At 56.7% G+C, this 14,898-nt stretch carries 16 protein-coding genes; 12 read left to right on the top strand and 4 right to left on the bottom strand.

Translation table 11 applies throughout. From position 1 onward, the window contains the following. The first annotated feature begins 119 nt into the window (after positions 1-119). From ACMWL8_RS12385 to trpS, 12 genes are all read left to right on the top strand, one after another. Positions 120-896, top strand: a complete 777-nt coding sequence (locus ACMWL8_RS12385; RefSeq protein ID WP_045259355.1) for a hypothetical protein — start codon at positions 120-122, stop codon at positions 894-896. After that, positions 893-1,387, top strand: a complete 495-nt coding sequence (locus ACMWL8_RS12390; RefSeq protein ID WP_045259354.1) for a PilN domain-containing protein — start codon at positions 893-895, stop codon at positions 1,385-1,387. Before ACMWL8_RS12385 ends, ACMWL8_RS12390 begins: the two co-directional genes overlap by 4 nt. 3 nt (positions 1,388-1,390) lie before the next feature. Further along, a complete protein-coding gene (locus tag ACMWL8_RS12395; protein WP_045259353.1) occupies positions 1,391-1,846 on the top strand; it encodes a hypothetical protein in 456 nt (151 codons plus the stop codon). Then, a complete protein-coding gene (locus ACMWL8_RS12400; RefSeq protein WP_045259352.1) occupies positions 1,836-2,240 on the top strand; it encodes a HofP DNA utilization family protein in 405 nt (134 codons plus the stop codon). The genes ACMWL8_RS12395 and ACMWL8_RS12400 overlap by 11 nt, the downstream gene beginning before the upstream one ends. Further along, positions 2,152-3,390, top strand: a complete 1,239-nt coding sequence (hofQ, locus tag ACMWL8_RS12405) for a DNA uptake porin HofQ (RefSeq protein WP_045259351.1) — start codon at positions 2,152-2,154, stop codon at positions 3,388-3,390. Before ACMWL8_RS12400 ends, hofQ begins: the two co-directional genes overlap by 89 nt. Before the next feature lie 287 nt (positions 3,391-3,677). Next, a complete protein-coding gene (aroK, locus tag ACMWL8_RS12410; protein ID WP_003861630.1) occupies positions 3,678-4,199 on the top strand; it encodes a shikimate kinase AroK in 522 nt (173 codons plus the stop codon). 57 nt (positions 4,200-4,256) lie between these two features. Next, positions 4,257-5,345, top strand: a complete 1,089-nt coding sequence (gene aroB / locus ACMWL8_RS12415) for a 3-dehydroquinate synthase (RefSeq protein ID WP_045259350.1) — start codon at positions 4,257-4,259, stop codon at positions 5,343-5,345. A 92-nt stretch (positions 5,346-5,437) separates the two neighbouring features. Continuing rightward, on the top strand, positions 5,438-6,739 hold the full coding sequence (gene damX / locus ACMWL8_RS12420; protein ID WP_045259349.1) for a cell division protein DamX: 1,302 nt from the start codon (positions 5,438-5,440) through the stop codon (positions 6,737-6,739). 67 nt (positions 6,740-6,806) lie between these two features. Further along, the gene (gene dam, locus ACMWL8_RS12425; RefSeq protein WP_028014659.1) at positions 6,807-7,619 is read left to right on the top strand and encodes an adenine-specific DNA-methyltransferase; all 813 of its coding nucleotides are present in this window, start codon (positions 6,807-6,809) and stop codon (positions 7,617-7,619) included. 41 nt (positions 7,620-7,660) lie between these two features. Next, positions 7,661-8,338: a ribulose-phosphate 3-epimerase gene (gene rpe / locus ACMWL8_RS12430; RefSeq protein ID WP_023333698.1), complete on the top strand. Its 678-nt coding sequence runs from the start codon at positions 7,661-7,663 to the stop codon at positions 8,336-8,338. Continuing rightward, positions 8,331-9,092 carry a phosphoglycolate phosphatase gene (gph, locus tag ACMWL8_RS12435; RefSeq protein ID WP_045259348.1) on the top strand — a complete coding sequence of 254 codons (762 nt, stop codon included), beginning with the start codon at positions 8,331-8,333 and terminating at the stop codon, positions 9,090-9,092. Before rpe ends, gph begins: the two co-directional genes overlap by 8 nt. Continuing rightward, positions 9,085-10,089: a tryptophan--tRNA ligase gene (trpS, locus tag ACMWL8_RS12440; RefSeq protein ID WP_023298773.1), complete on the top strand. Its 1,005-nt coding sequence runs from the start codon at positions 9,085-9,087 to the stop codon at positions 10,087-10,089. Before gph ends, trpS begins: the two co-directional genes overlap by 8 nt. Positions 10,090-10,160: 71 nt before the next feature. On the opposite strand, the gene ACMWL8_RS12445 is transcribed toward trpS, so the two are convergent. The 4 genes from ACMWL8_RS12445 to nirB form a co-directional block, all read right to left on the bottom strand. Then, on the bottom strand, positions 10,161-10,331 hold the full coding sequence (locus tag ACMWL8_RS12445) for a YhfL family protein (protein ID WP_008503029.1): 171 nt from the start codon (positions 10,329-10,331) through the stop codon (positions 10,161-10,163). Between the two features lie 144 nt (positions 10,332-10,475). Then, positions 10,476-11,849 (bottom strand): siroheme synthase CysG, encoded by a 1,374-nt coding sequence (cysG, locus tag ACMWL8_RS12450; protein ID WP_028014655.1) that lies wholly within the window; start codon positions 11,847-11,849, stop codon positions 10,476-10,478. A gap of 135 nt (positions 11,850-11,984) precedes the next feature. After that, positions 11,985-12,311 (bottom strand): nitrite reductase small subunit NirD, encoded by a 327-nt coding sequence (gene nirD / locus ACMWL8_RS12455; RefSeq protein WP_045259347.1) that lies wholly within the window; start codon positions 12,309-12,311, stop codon positions 11,985-11,987. Next, positions 12,308-14,851, bottom strand: a complete 2,544-nt coding sequence (gene nirB / locus ACMWL8_RS12460) for a nitrite reductase large subunit NirB (protein WP_045259346.1) — start codon at positions 14,849-14,851, stop codon at positions 12,308-12,310. Before nirB ends, nirD begins: the two co-directional genes overlap by 4 nt. Between the last annotated feature and the right edge of the window lie 47 nt (positions 14,852-14,898).

A 14,898-nucleotide genomic window follows, 5' to 3' on the forward strand; every position in this document is an offset into this window, starting at 1 on the left:
GGAGATTTCCCATTTGGTTTCACTTGGGCAGTTTCTAAACAATCGCGCGGTAGTATAAAGGCAAGCCTGATTCATTGATATAGCCGTCAAGGCGACGGGCGATAAGGAGATCGTGAAGCATGGCTTTCAAAACATGGCAAACGGGCGTTCATATTCAACAGGATAAGGTCCTGATTACGGCACTGGTCCGGGAGAGAGGCGGCTGGTGCTTACGCCGCTGGTGGGCCATTTCTCTGGCCGAAGGCATCATTCGTGACGGCAAAATTTGTCAGCCAGAAGCGCTGGCCGATGCCTTACGCGACTGGCGAAAAGCGCTCCCGCACTACCACCGGATATTTCTCTCCTTTCCTGCTGCACGGACTCTGCAAAAAACGTTGCCCCGACCGGCTCTTGCATTGCGCGACAGCGAGCAGCTCTCGTGGATGGGGGCGGCGCTTTCGCGCGAACTGGAGATGTCGACAGAGTCCCTCTGTTTCGACTACACCCAGGACACGTTCAGCAATACGTTTCACGTGACTGCCGCACAAAACAAAGAGGTTGAAACGCTTCTTGACCTGGCGAAAACGCTACGTTTGCGGCTGGCGACCATCACCCCGGATGCCAGCGCGCTGACGAACCTGCTGCCTGCGTTAGCGCCGACGCAGTGCGTCGCCTGGCGGGATGCGCATCACTGGCTGTGGGCTATGCGCCATAAGTGGGGGCGTCGTTATACCACTGAAGCAGAAAACGTCACTGAGCTGGCGGCGCTGCTGGCCCTCAACCAGAATGACATCGCGTTCTTTGATGCCGAACGGTCCCCATGGGAAACGCTGCAGCGCTGGCATGCGCCTCTTCCCGAATGCGGGGCTGACTATACCGTCGCGCTGGCGCTGGCCATGAGCGAGGTGCCTGAATGAACGTGACCAACTTCCTGCCCTGGCGTCAGCAGCGGCGCGCGCGATGCCTGCGTTTCTGGGGCGGCGTATTTGTCGGCGCACTGCTGCTCATGCTGATGGCCGTTTTTAGCATAAGGATGAATCATCTGGTAACGCTGCGCGCGCTGCAGGCTCAACTGGCAGGTACGCAGTCCGTGCAGCGTGGTCTTTTGTCTCGCCAGCGACCCACCGCAGAGGTGCAGAACCCTGCGGGCACGCCGCCGCGCCGCGCATGGCAACGGGTGCTGGAGTCACTTTCTGAGTCCATGCCTGCGCAGGTATGGCTGACAGAGCTGCGTTATCAGCCTCCTGCTCTGATGTTGATCGGATATGCCACTACCCTGCAGGCGCTTTCTGCCTTGCGTAATGGGCTGGAGCACATAGACGGCTTTACGCCCGGTTCTGAGGGGGAACTCCGGCAGGATAGCCAGGGGCGCTGGATGTTCACTTTGCACCTGAAAAGCGAGGGGTAATGCGTGGAGACCTTGCTAGAACGCTGGTGTGAAAGTCGTCCCTGGTGTCGGCTGGTCTGTGGGGGGCTGGGTATTCTCCTGATGGGCCTGACTGCATGGGGTGTATTGCTCCGGCCAGCAGAGAGGCAGTGTGCGGATCAGCGGCAGCAGTTGAGCCAGGCGGCGAGGACTAACGCGTCGCTGTGGCCCACCGCCAGTCAGGTGCCGTTTAGCCCGCAAACCCGGACGGCACTGGAGATAAAGCCCTTTTCACCGCTCGATTTTCAGGGAGAGGGCACAAGGCTTCTTCACTGGAAGCCGTTGAAAAACGGCGGTGAACTGGCGCTGGAGGCGGAGTGGCAGGCGATCCCGCCTCTTTTTTCCCGGCTGGCGCAGCGGGATGTGCGGGTCGCTGCTTTCACGCTTGCGCCACAAAGTACGGCGTTACGCCTGAGGCTGGAGCTGGAACATGCGAAATAGCGCGAGATACCTGCTGGTTTGCTCGGCGCTGCTGTTGACCGGCATGCGCGATCCGTTTCGCCCGCCGGACGACCCCTGCGCCACAGCCGAACTGGCACAGTGGCACTACCGCGGAATGGTGGGAGGGCAGCAGCGCGTTGGTATTTTGCTGGATGGGCAACGGCGCTGGCATCGTCTGAAAGAGCACGATCGTTTCCCGGCGGGCTGGCGGATAACGGCCATCAATGAAACGGAACTGGTTGTTGATGTGGGTGACACATGCGATCCCGAAGAATGGGCGTGGCAACGAGAAGGAAAGGATAAAAATGAAGTTAAGGATAGTGCTGTTGCTGCTGGCGTTCAGCCGCCCGCTGTGGGCAGTCGCGCCAAAGCCGGTCACGCTGGTGGTGGATGACGTGCCGGTGGTTCAGGTGCTACAGGCGCTGGTTGCGCAGGAGAACCGTAATCTGGTGGTATCGCCGGATGTCGGCGGCACGCTCTCGCTTAACCTGACGCGCGTTCCCTGGCGGCAGGCGTTACAGACGGTAGTCACCAGCGCCGGACTCGTTTTACGAGAGGAGGGCGGTATTTATTATGTCCATACCGCGGCCTGGCAGCGTGAACAGCGGGAACGTTTAGAGCAGGAGCGAGCGCGTCGACAGCTTGATGCTCCGCTGGTCTCGCACAGCATCCCATTTTCTTATGCGGATGCCGGAGAACTGCAAAAAGCGGCTGAAAAGCTCCTGAGCCCAAAGGGGAGTTTATCTGTCGACAAACGCACCAACCGTCTACTCATCAGGGATAACCAGGTGGTACTGGAGGCGCTGCAGCAGTGGGCGGCTCAGATGGATATTCCCGTCGAGCAGGTCGAACTGGCGGCGCACATTGTCACCATTAATGAAAAAAGCCTGCGGGAGTTGGGGGTGAAGTGGAATCTTGCCGAGGCCACTGAGGCGGGCAAGGTTGGACAGCTCACGACGCTTGGCAGCGATCTTTCCGTGGCCAGTGCTACCACGCATGCGGGGTTTAACATCGGGCGGATTAACGGCAGGCTGCTGGATCTGGAGCTCTCTGCGCTGGAGCAAAAACAGCAGGTCGATATCATTGCCAGCCCGCGGCTGCTGGCCTCGCACATGCAACCGGCCAGCATTAAGCAGGGGAGTGAGATCCCGTATCAGGTTTCAAGCGGTGAAAGCGGGGCGACCTCGGTGGAGTTCAAAGAGGCGGTACTAGGAATGGAGGTCACGCCGGTAGTATTGCCCGGTGGGCGCGTGCGCCTGAAACTACACATCAGTGAAAACATGCCGGGACAGGTGCTGCAGCAGGCCGATGGCGAAACGCTTGCCATCGATAAGCAGGAGATAGAAACCCAGGTGGAGGTAAAAAGTGGAGAAACGCTGGCGCTGGGGGGAATTTTCTCGCAAAAGAACAAAACCGGCAGTGACAGCGTGCCCGGGCTTGGGAGCATCCCCTGGCTGGGACAGCTTTTTCGCCATGATGGAAAAGATAATGAGCGGCGTGAGTTAGTGGTGTTTATTACGCCACGTCTGGTCGGTATTCACTAACGGGTAACGATCCCCCGCAATGATTTTGCATTCAGTTTGTTGCAGATGTTTGACGTGGGGCATGAATTAGCATACAAGGAGTACCGATTTGAGTTGGACTTACGTCTTATTACCTTATGCGTCCGGCGCGGTGATTTAATCAGTTGCCAAACAAGCCGGAGTATTGAGATAATTTTTAGTCTGACTCTCGCTCTATTGCATATGAGGTTTCAGTTCATGTCCTGCTACGCCGGGTGTCTGCGAAGCGGGGATTACCATTAACGAATAGTCTTAGTAGTACCGATAAAATGGCAGAGAAACGCAATATCTTTCTGGTTGGGCCTATGGGTGCCGGCAAAAGCACTATTGGGCGTCAGTTAGCTCAACAACTCAATATGGAATTTTACGATTCTGATCAAGAGATTGAGAAACGAACCGGAGCTGATGTGGGCTGGGTTTTCGATGTAGAAGGCGAAGAAGGTTTCCGTGACCGAGAAGAAAAAGTGATCAACGAACTCACGGAAAAACAGGGCATCGTACTGGCAACAGGCGGCGGCTCTGTGAAATCTCGCGAAACCCGCAACCGTCTCTCCGCCCGTGGCGTAGTGGTCTATCTTGAGACGACCATTGAGAAACAGCTGGCACGTACGCAGCGCGATAAAAAGCGCCCGCTGCTGCAGGTTGAAACGCCACCACGCGAAGTTCTGGAAGCGTTGGCCGACGAACGCAATCCCCTGTATGAAGAGATTGCCGATGTGACCATTCGTACTGACGATCAGAGCGCTAAAGTGGTTGCAAACCAGATTATTCATATGCTGGAAAGCAACTGATTCTGGCTTTATATACACTCGCCTGCGGGTAAAAGCATTAAAGGTGGATGTCGCGTCATGGAGAGGATTACAGTTACTCTCGGGGAACGTAGTTACCCTATCACCATCGCGGCTGGTTTGTTTAACGACCCAGCTTCCTTTTTACCACTAAAAGCGGGTGATCAGGCGATGCTGGTCACCAATGAGACGCTGGCTCCGCTTTATCTCGACCGCGTGCGCCACCTGCTTGAGCAGGCAGGCGTAAAAGTCGACAATGTGATTCTGCCCGATGGCGAGCAGTATAAAAGCCTGACGGTACTCGATACCGTCTTTACCGCATTGCTGCAAAAACCGCACGGTCGCGATACAACACTGCTTGCCCTGGGCGGCGGTGTTGTGGGCGATCTGACCGGCTTTGCGGCCGCAAGCTATCAGCGTGGCGTTCGGTTTATTCAAATCCCTACCACGTTGCTGTCTCAGGTCGACTCCTCTGTCGGTGGCAAAACGGCAGTCAACCATCCCCTCGGCAAAAACATGATTGGCGCGTTCTACCAGCCTGCGTCGGTGGTGGTGGATCTCGACTGCCTGAAAACCCTGCCGAAACGCGAGCTGGCCTCTGGCCTGGCTGAAGTGATCAAATACGGCATTATTCTGGATGGCGAGTTCTTTAACTGGCTTGAAGAGAATATGGATGCGCTGCTGCGCCTGGATGAGGCGAAACTGGCATACTGCATTCGTCGTTGTTGTGAGCTGAAAGCAGAAGTTGTCGCGGCAGACGAGCGTGAAACCGGCTTACGTGCTTTACTGAATCTTGGGCATACGTTTGGCCACGCCATTGAAGCTGAAATGGGTTACGGCAACTGGCTGCACGGTGAAGCCGTCGCGGCTGGCATGGTCATGGCAGCCCGCACCTCTGAACGTCTTGGGCAGTTTAAATCGGAAGAGACGGCACGTATCATTGCGCTACTTGAACGTGCAGGTTTGCCGGTAACCGGGCCGCAGGAGATGTCGGCGCAGGCGTATTTACCCCACATGATGCGCGATAAAAAAGTATTGGCAGGTGAGATGCGTCTTGTACTCCCGCTTGCAATAGGGAAGAGTGAAGTGCGCGGCGGAGTGTCGCACGATGTCGTTCTTGGCGCCATTGCTGATTGCCAGCTGGCGTAACAACTAGAAAGGTCAGGCCACTGTTATCGGTGGTCGTTTAGCTTCAGGCGAAATGCAAAGACGTAGGCATAAGCCTTTGAGTGGGGTGTTAAATGGATGAATTCAAACCAGAAGACGAGCTGAAACCCGATCCCAGCGATCGTCGTACTGGTCGTTCTCGTCAATCTTCAGAACGTGATAACGAGCCGCAGATCAACTTTGACGATGTTGATCTGGATGCAGACGATCGTCGCCCTTCGCGCAGCCGCAACGCGCGTGATGAGCGAGAAGAAGAGGATTATGAGTCCGAAGAAGATTCAATGGACGAACAGCCTGTAGAGCGTCGCCCGCGTAAACGTAAAAAAGCCGCTGCGCAGAAACCGGCCTCCCGTCAGTACATCATGATGGGACTTGGCGTTCTGGTGCTTGTGCTGCTGATTGTTGGCATTGGCTCCGCGCTGAAAGCACCGTCCACCAACTCAACCGATCAAACCGCCTCCGCAGAGAAGAGCATCAACCTCTCCGGTAATGATGCGACGGATCAGGCGAATGGTGCACAGCCAGCGCCGGGCACCACTTCCGCTGAGCAGACTGCCAGCAACACAACGACGCCGCAGGATGTTTCTCTGCCGCCCGTTTCATCAACGCCTGCTCAGGGCCAGGCACCTGTCACGCCCGAAGGCCAGCAGCGTGTTGAAGTTCAGGGAGACCTGAACAATGCGCTGATGCAGCCGCAAAACCAGCAGCAGGTTGATAACGTTGTGGTTAACTCTACGCTGCCAACTGAACCTGCAACCGTCGCGCCGATCCACGGTGCTACCGCGCAGCCGCAGACGGCAGCAACGGAAACTAAACCGCGCCAGACGCAAACTGCGACGCGTCCTGAACGTAAGCAGGCGGTCATTGAGCCGAAGCGTGAAACCAAGCCTCAGGCCGTGGTAAAAGCGCCTGAAGTGAAAGCCGCACCGGCACAGCCGAAACGCACTGAAACGGCTGCCGTGAGCGAGCCGGCCAAAGCGTCAGTCACGCAGACTGCGCCGAAAGCAACGGCAACCACAACGGCACCTGCTGCCACCGCTGCGCCTGCCGCGACGGCGACGGCTTCCAGTGCTGCAGCAGGTAAAACAGCTGGCAACGTCGGTTCGCTGAAATCTGCACCGTCCAGCAACTACACGCTGCAGTTGAGCAGTTCGTCTAACTATGACAACCTCAACGGCTGGGCGAAGAAATCGAATCTGAAAAACTACGTGGTTTATCAGACAACCCGTAACGGACAGCCGTGGTACGTGCTGGTGAGCGGTGTGTATGCTTCCAAAGATGAAGCGAAGCGCGCCGTGGCGACACTGCCAGCAGACGTTCAGGCGAAAAACCCGTGGGCGAAGCCGATTCATCAGGTGCAGGCCGATCTGAAGTAATGTTTAAAGCGCAGGATGCTGTCGGAGCTTTCTCCACAGCCGGAGAAGGTGTAATCAGTTAGTCAGCATGAAAAAAAATCGCGCTTTTCTGAAATGGGCAGGGGGGAAATACCCCCTGCTCGATGATATTAAAAAGCACCTGCCAAAAGGCGAGTGTCTGATCGAGCCCTTCGTGGGCGCGGGATCGGTGTTCCTGAACACCGATTTTTCTCGTTATATCCTGGCGGATATCAACAGCGACCTTATCAGCCTCTATAACATCGTTAAGCTGCGTACCGATGAGTATGTGGAAGAGGCGCGCAAGCTGTTTACGCCAGAGAACAACAGCCCTGACGTTTACTATCAGTTCCGCACGGAATTTAATCAGAGCCAGGATCCGTTCCGCCGCGCGCTGCTGTTCCTTTACCTCAACCGTCATGGTTACAACGGCCTGTGCCGGTATAATCTGCGCGGCGAATTTAACGTGCCGTTTGGTCGTTATAAGCGCCCGTACTTCCCGCAGGACGAGCTGTATCATTTTGCGAAGAAAGCGCAGAATGCAGAGTTCCACTGCCTCTCCTATGAAGAGTGCATGGAACTGGCAGGCGTAAACTCGGTGGTTTACTGCGATCCGCCTTATGCGCCGCTGTCTGCGACGGCGAACTTCACCGCCTACCACACCAATAGCTTCAGCCCGGCCGAACAGGCCCGCCTGGCGGAGATGGCGGAAAAACTGGTCAGCAAAAGAATTCCGGTGTTAATTTCAAATCACGATACCCCTGATACGCGCGAATGGTACAAAGCCGCGAAGCATTTTCAGGTTAAGGTGCGGCGTAGCATTAGCAGCAACGGCGGCACACGTAAAAAGGTGGACGAACTCCTGGCTCTTTATCGCCCCTGAGCCGTTTTGCCCGCCGGTAAACACATTTCAAGGAGATGCGGATGAAACAGTTTTTGATTGCCCCCTCAATTCTGTCGGCCGATTTTGCCCGCCTGGGTGAAGACACGGCGGAAGCTCTCGCAGCTGGCGCAGATGTCGTCCATTTCGACGTTATGGATAACCACTACGTTCCCAATCTGACCATCGGTCCGATGGTGCTCAAGGCCCTGCGTAACTACGGCATTACCGCACCGATCGACGTTCACCTGATGGTGAAGCCTGTCGACCGCATCGTGCCTGACTTTGCCGCAGCGGGCGCCAGCATTATCACTTTCCATCCGGAAGCCTCCGAGCACGTTGACCGCACGCTGCAGCTGATCAAAGAGAACGGCTGTAAGGCGGGGCTGGTGTTTAACCCGGCAACACCGTTGAGCTATCTCGATTACGTGATGGACAAGCTGGACGTGATTTTGCTGATGTCCGTTAACCCGGGCTTTGGCGGCCAGTCGTTCATCCCTCACACGCTGGATAAGCTGCGCGAAGTGCGCCGTCGCATTGACGAGTCTGGCTATGATATTCGTCTGGAAGTGGACGGCGGTGTGAAAGTGAATAATATTGGCGAAATTGCGGCAGCGGGCGCGGATATGTTCGTTGCAGGTTCGGCAATTTTCGACCAACCGGATTACAAAAAAGTCATTGATGAAATGCGCCGCGAGCTGGCGAAGGTAAGTCATGGATAAATTGCAGGCAATTCGGGGTGTGGCATTCGACCTCGACGGCACGCTGGTGGACAGCGCGCCGGGCTTAACGAGCGCCGTCGATCAGGCGCTGTATGCACTGGAACTGCCCGTTGCGGGCGAAGATCGTGTGATTACATGGATTGGCAACGGTGCCGATGTCCTGATGGAGCGCGCGTTGACGTGGGCTCGTCAGGAACGCGCGTCGCAGCGTTCCGCGCAGGGGAAACCAAGCGTCGATCACGCCGATATCCCGCAGGATGAGCAGCTGCGTATTCTGCGCAAGCTGTTCGATCGCTTCTACGAAGAGGCCGTCGAGGAGGGGAGCTTCCTGTTCCCGGACGTCCAGGAAACCCTGAGCGTGCTGCACGCGAAAGGCATCCCGCTGGGACTGGTGACCAACAAGCCGACGCCGTTTGTTGCGCCGCTGCTGGAGGCGCTGGATATCGCGAAATATTTCTCCGTGATTGTAGGCGGGGATGACGTGCAGAACAAAAAGCCGCATCCGGAGCCGCTATTGCTGGTGGCAGGAAAATTATCCTTAACGCCTGCGGAGCTACTCTTTGTCGGGGATTCGCGTAATGATATTCTGGCTGCCCGAGCGGCGGGGTGTCCTTCCGTCGGTTTAACCTATGGCTACAACTACGGTGAGGCCATTACGCTGAGTGAGCCGGATGTTGTGTTCGACCACTTCAAAGATTTGTTGCCCGCACTCGGGCTTTCGCACAGTGAACATCAGGAATTGAATAATGACTAAGCCCATCGTTTTTAGTGGCGCACAGCCTTCAGGTGAATTGACCATTGGTAACTACATGGGTGCGTTGCGTCAGTGGGTCAGCATGCAGGATGACTACCATTGCATTTACTGCATCGTAGATTTGCATGCTATCACCGCGCGTCAGGATCCTGAGAAGCTGCGCAAAGCCACCCTGGACACCCTGGCCCTCTATCTGGCCTGCGGTATCGATCCTGAAAAGAGCACCATTTTCGTTCAGTCTCACGTGCCGGAGCATGCGCAGCTGGGCTGGGCGCTGAACTGCTATACCTATTTCGGCGAGCTGAGCCGCATGACCCAGTTCAAGGATAAGTCTGCCCGCTACTCTGAAAACATCAACGCTGGCCTGTTCGACTATCCGGTGCTGATGGCGGCCGACATCCTGCTGTACCAGACCAACCAGGTGCCGGTGGGTGAAGACCAGAAGCAGCACCTGGAGCTGAGCCGTGATATCGCCCAGCGCTTTAACGCGCTTTACGGCGACGTGTTCAAAGTGCCAGAGCCGTTTATTCCTAAATCCGGCGCGCGCGTGATGTCGCTGCTGGAGCCAACCAAGAAGATGTCCAAGTCTGACGATAACCGCAACAACGTTATCGGCCTGCTGGAAGATCCGAAATCGGTGGTGAAAAAGCTCAAGCGCGCGGTCACCGACTCCGACGAGCCGCCTGTGGTGCGCTACGACGTGCAGAACAAAGCGGGCGTCTCCAATCTGCTGGACATTCTCTCCGGCGTAACCGGACAGAGCATCCCTGAGCTGGAAAAACACTTCGAAGGCAAGATGTACGGCCACCTGAAAGGCGAAGTGGCTGATGCCGTTTCCGGTATGCTGACCGAGTTGCAGGAGCGTTATCATCGTTACCGTAACGACGAAGCTTTCCTGCAAAAAGTGATGAAAGAGGGCGCAGAAAAAGCCAGCGCGCGCGCGTCCGAAACCCTGAAAGCGGTGTACGAGGCGATTGGGTTTGTGGCGAAACCTTAAGCCGCTACCCGACAAATACGGACTCAATAAAAAACCGGGAAATCCCCGGTTTTTTTACGCCTGAAAAACGCTTACTGCTGTGCCGCCGGGCCGCAACCGCCGATGATCTTCGAAATGGAGATCGCCGGGTGCAGCAGGTAATCGTAGCTGCAGTTATTTTTAGTATTTTGAACGTGACCGGTGCAGGCGGTCAGAGTCGATAACAGGCCAACCAGAACGGCGGCTTTTGCCAGCTTGAACATACGCATTCCTTGTCAAAAAATCTTAAATTGGATGTAACACGAGGGAATAAATGGAAAAGTTCCACTATGCGAGCGGTATGTTATCGACTGAGGTATGAAGGGAGTAGTCCGCTTAAGGACTACTCGAAGGAGGGAGAATATGCGTTAGTGATTCGAGAACCAGTTCAGCTTATCGCGCAGTTCAACCACGCGACCCACCACAATCAGCGCCGGGCTTTCGACCTGCTGCGCAAGCTCACCGAGCTGCGTCAGCGCGCCATTCACCACGCGCTGCTTGATTGACGTCCCGTTTTCCACCAGCGCAACGGGCATATCAGCCTCCATGCCGTGTTCCAGCAGTTTCGCCTGGATGGTGGCGGCCTGGTTCAACCCCATGTAGAACACCAGCGTCTGCTTTTCAGCAGCCAGGTTATGCCAGTCCAGCTCGCTGCCGGTTTTCAGGTGGCCCGTCACCAGACGCACGCTCTGGGCGTAGTCGCGATGGGTCAACGGAATGCCTGAGTAGGCTGAACAGCCGGATGCCGCCGTTATGCCCGGCACCACGGAGAACGGAATGCCTGCATTGCACAGGGTTTCCAGCTCTTCGCCGCCGCGGCCAAAGATAAACGGATCGCCGCCCTTAAGGCGCACCACGCGTTTTCCCTTTTGCGCTTCACGCAGCAGGATCTGGTTAATCTCCTCCTGCGGCACGCAGTGGTAGCCTGCCCGTTTACCGACGAAGACGCGGTCGGCGTCGCGGCGCACCAGGTTCATGATGTCATCGGAGACCAGGCGGTCATACACAACGATATCCGCCTGCTGGATCTGCTGGAGCCCTTTCAGGGTCAGTAAACCCGCATCTCCCGGACCAGCCCCGACCAGCACCACTTCACCACGGTGATCCAGCGGCTCGCTCAGCAGCTGCTCGGTCGTCTCTTCAACCGCTTTCGCGTCCTGATTCGCCAGCGACTGCGCGAGCCTGTCGTTAACGAAAAATTTCTCCCAGAAGCGACGACGCTCACCCACGGTTGAGAAGGTTTGCTTCACGCGGGAGCGAAGCTGCCCGGCGTAGTGGGCTATCTGGCCGAGATGCTGCGGCAAAATAGCTTCCAGTTTTTCCCGCAGCAGGCGGGCAAGTACGGGCGAGCGGCCGCCGGAAGACACCGCGATCATCAGCGGTGAACGGTCGATAATCGACGGCATGATAAAGCTGGCCTCTTTCGGCGCATCCACCACGTTGCAGAAGATCCGGCGCGCTTCGCAGGCGTCGCTGACGCGCTGGTTCACTTCATCGTCATCCGTCGCGGCAATCGTCAGCCAGCAGGTATCCAGCAGGGACTCATCAAACTCCCCCTGCACCAGCGTGAGCATCCCTTCCTGCGCCCAGACGTCAAACTGCGGAGCGAAGGTGAGGGCATTGACGGTCAGTCGGGCTCCAGCATCCAGCAGCAGGCGCGCTTTGCGTTCAGCCACATCGCCGCCGCCCACAAGCAGGCAGTCGCGATGGCGTAATTGACAGAAAATCGGCAGGTGGTCCACGACGTTACCTCACAGCATTCAAGGAGGGGGTAAGAATTGACGTCAGGATAACAGCAGGAATCGTACAGAACATACGGTTTTTCCTGCCGTTACCCATAAGGGGTCATAAGCCTTTCCTATTGGAAAAGCGGAGGGTTACGCTTTGAGCTGCACCTTGCCGTCCTTCACGCGGGCGTCGTAGTGCTTCACGGAGAAGCTTTCATCTTCCATGCAGTGCCCGTCGGTTAAGCGGAAACGCTGCTTTTTCAGCGGGCTGGCGACCCACAGCTCACCCTGGTGTTCAGCAATCAGACCGCGGGAGAGCACGCTGGCCTCAAAGAACGGATCGATATTGCTGATGGCAAAGACCTGTTCATCGTGGCGAGGGCGGAAAATAGCTACCTGCTCGTTACCCAGCAAAGCACAGACGCCGGTTGCTGGCAGAATGTCGTTAATGTTGCAGATGTTTACCCACTGGCTCATGCGTTTTCCTCCACCAGCATCACCGGAATGCGTTCATACGGGGTTGCAGGACGATGCTGTTCGCGCTCCGGCACCACCTGCACGTTCGGGTCGCGCTGGGTGCTGTTGATAAAGTGTTTGAAGCGCGTCTGCGCCGCCGGGGTGTTGACGGTTTCGGTCCACTCGCAGATCACCGCCTCGCGCAGGCGAGCCATCTCGGATTCCAGCTGTTCGTTCAGACCCAGCTTGTCATCAATGATGACCGACTTCAGGTAGTCGATACCGCCTTCGAGATTATCCAGCCAGGACGCGGTACGGGTCAGCTTATCGGCGGTACGAATGTAGAACATCATGAAGCGGTCGAGATACTGGATCAGCGTATCGCGATCGAGATCCGCCGCCAGCAGGTCCGCGTGGCGTGGTTTCATCCCGCCGTTGCCGCACACGTACAGGTTCCAGCCTTTCTCGGTGGCGATGATCCCTACGTCTTTACCCTGCGCTTCCGCACATTCACGGGTACAGCCGGAGACGCCGAACTTCATTTTGTGCGGGGTACGGATGCCTTTGTAGCGGTTTTCCAGCTCGACGCCGAAGCCCACGCTGTCGCCCACGCCGTAGCGGCACCAGGTGCTGCCCACGCAGGTTTTCGCCATACGCAGCGCTTTGGCATACGCGTGACCGGTTTCGAAGCCCGCTTCAATCAACTGACGCCAGATTTCCGGCAGATCATCTTTCTGCGCGCCAAACAGGCCGATACGCTGGGAACCGGTGATTTTGGTGTACAGATTAAACTCACGGGCGATATGGCCCACGGCGACCAGCCCTTCTGGGGTGATTTCGCCACCGGCGGAACGCGGAATGACGGAGTAAGTACCGTCTTTCTGGATGTTCGCCAGGAAGTTATCGTTGGTGTCCTGCAGCGGCGTGTGTTCTGGTTTGAGCACGTACTCATTCCAGCAGGACGCCAGCAGGGAGCCGACGGTCGGTTTACACACTTCACAACCGTAACCCTGGCCGTGTTTCTCCAGCAGTTCGTCGAAGGACTTGATGCCTTCCACGCGGATCAGATGGTACAGCTCCTGGCGAGAGTAAGCGAAGTGCTCGCACAGGTTGTTGTTCACTTCGATGCCCTGTTTCGCCAGTTCAGCGTTCAGTACCTGCGTGACCAGCGGAATACAGCCGCCGCAGCCGGTACCGGCTTTGGTTTCGGCCTTCAGCGCCGCAACGGTGTGGCAGCCTTTGTTGATGGCGGAGATCAGCATGCCTTTGGTGACGTCGAAGCAGGAGCAAATCTGCGCGCTGTCCGGCAGTTTATCTACGCCGATAGATGGTTTACCGCTGGAGGCGTGCGCCGGCAGGATCAGCGCGTCCGGGTTTTCCGGCAGCTCAATGGCGTTCAGTACCAGCTGGAGCAGGTTACCGAAGTCGCTGGTATCGCCCACCAGCACCGCACCGAGCAGGGTTTTGTTGTCCTGGCTGACGATAAGGCGTTTATAGACCTCTTTGCTTTCGTCGAGGTAAACGTAGCTGCGGGAGTTCGGGGTGCGGCCATGCGCATCGCCGATACCGCCTACGTCCACGCCCAGCAGCTTCAGCTTGGCGCTCATGTCTGCGCCGGTGAAGGCGTTTTCGCTGCCGAGGATATGGTCCACGGCGACCTGCGCCATTTTGTATCCTGGCGCCACCAGACCGTATACCCGGTTATTCCAGCTGGCGCACTCGCCGATGGCGTAGATATCCGGATCGGAGGTCTGGCAGGTATCGTTAATCATGATCCCGCCGCGCTGGGCTACGGCCAGGCCGCACTGCGTGGCGAGCTTGTCGCGCGGACGAATACCGGTGGAGAAGACGATGAAGTCCACTTCCAGCTCGCTGCCGTCGGCAAAGCGCATGGTTTTACGCGCCTCTGTGCCTTCCTGCACGATCTCTTTGGTGTTCTTGCTGGTGTGAACCTTCACACCCATGCTTTCGATTTTACGACGCAGCTGGTCGCCGCCCATGTGGTCCAGCTGTTCCGCCATCAGCATCGGGGCAAATTCGATAACGTGGGTTTCAACGCCGAGGTTTTTCAGCGCGCCTGCCGCTTCCAGGCCCAGCAGGCCACCGCCAACAACCGCACCGCGTTTGCTTCGACGTGCGCAGGATTCAATGGCGTTGAGGTCTTCAATGGTACGGTAAACGAAGCAATCCTGGGTTTCCGACCCTTTAATCGGCGGGATCCACGGATACGAGCCAGTCGCCATGATCAGCTTATCGTAAAAAACCGTACGCCCGGCGCTGGAGTGGATCACTTTCTCCTGACGGTTGATGGTGATAGCGCGTTCGCCCACCAGCACTTTTACGCCATGCTTCTCGTAGAAACCTTCGCGCACCAGAGAGAGCTCTTCGGCGGTATGGTGAGAGAAGTAGGAAGACAAGTGCACACGGTCGTACGCCTTGCGGGGTTCTTCACAGAACACGGTAATATCGAACTGGTCAGCATCGGCTTTATCGAGAAGATCCTCAATAAAGCGGTGGCCGACCATGCCGTTACCGATGATAGCGAGTCTGACTTTGCTCATTTTTGCCTCGATTTCTTTTCTATTACTGCCTACCTTAACGATTCAGC

Origin of the sequence: Enterobacter sp. 04-C-12-SI-ECC, from assembly GCF_047530715.1 — a bacterium.
GTDB classification, from domain to species: Bacteria; Pseudomonadota; Gammaproteobacteria; order Enterobacterales; family Enterobacteriaceae; genus Enterobacter; species Enterobacter bugandensis.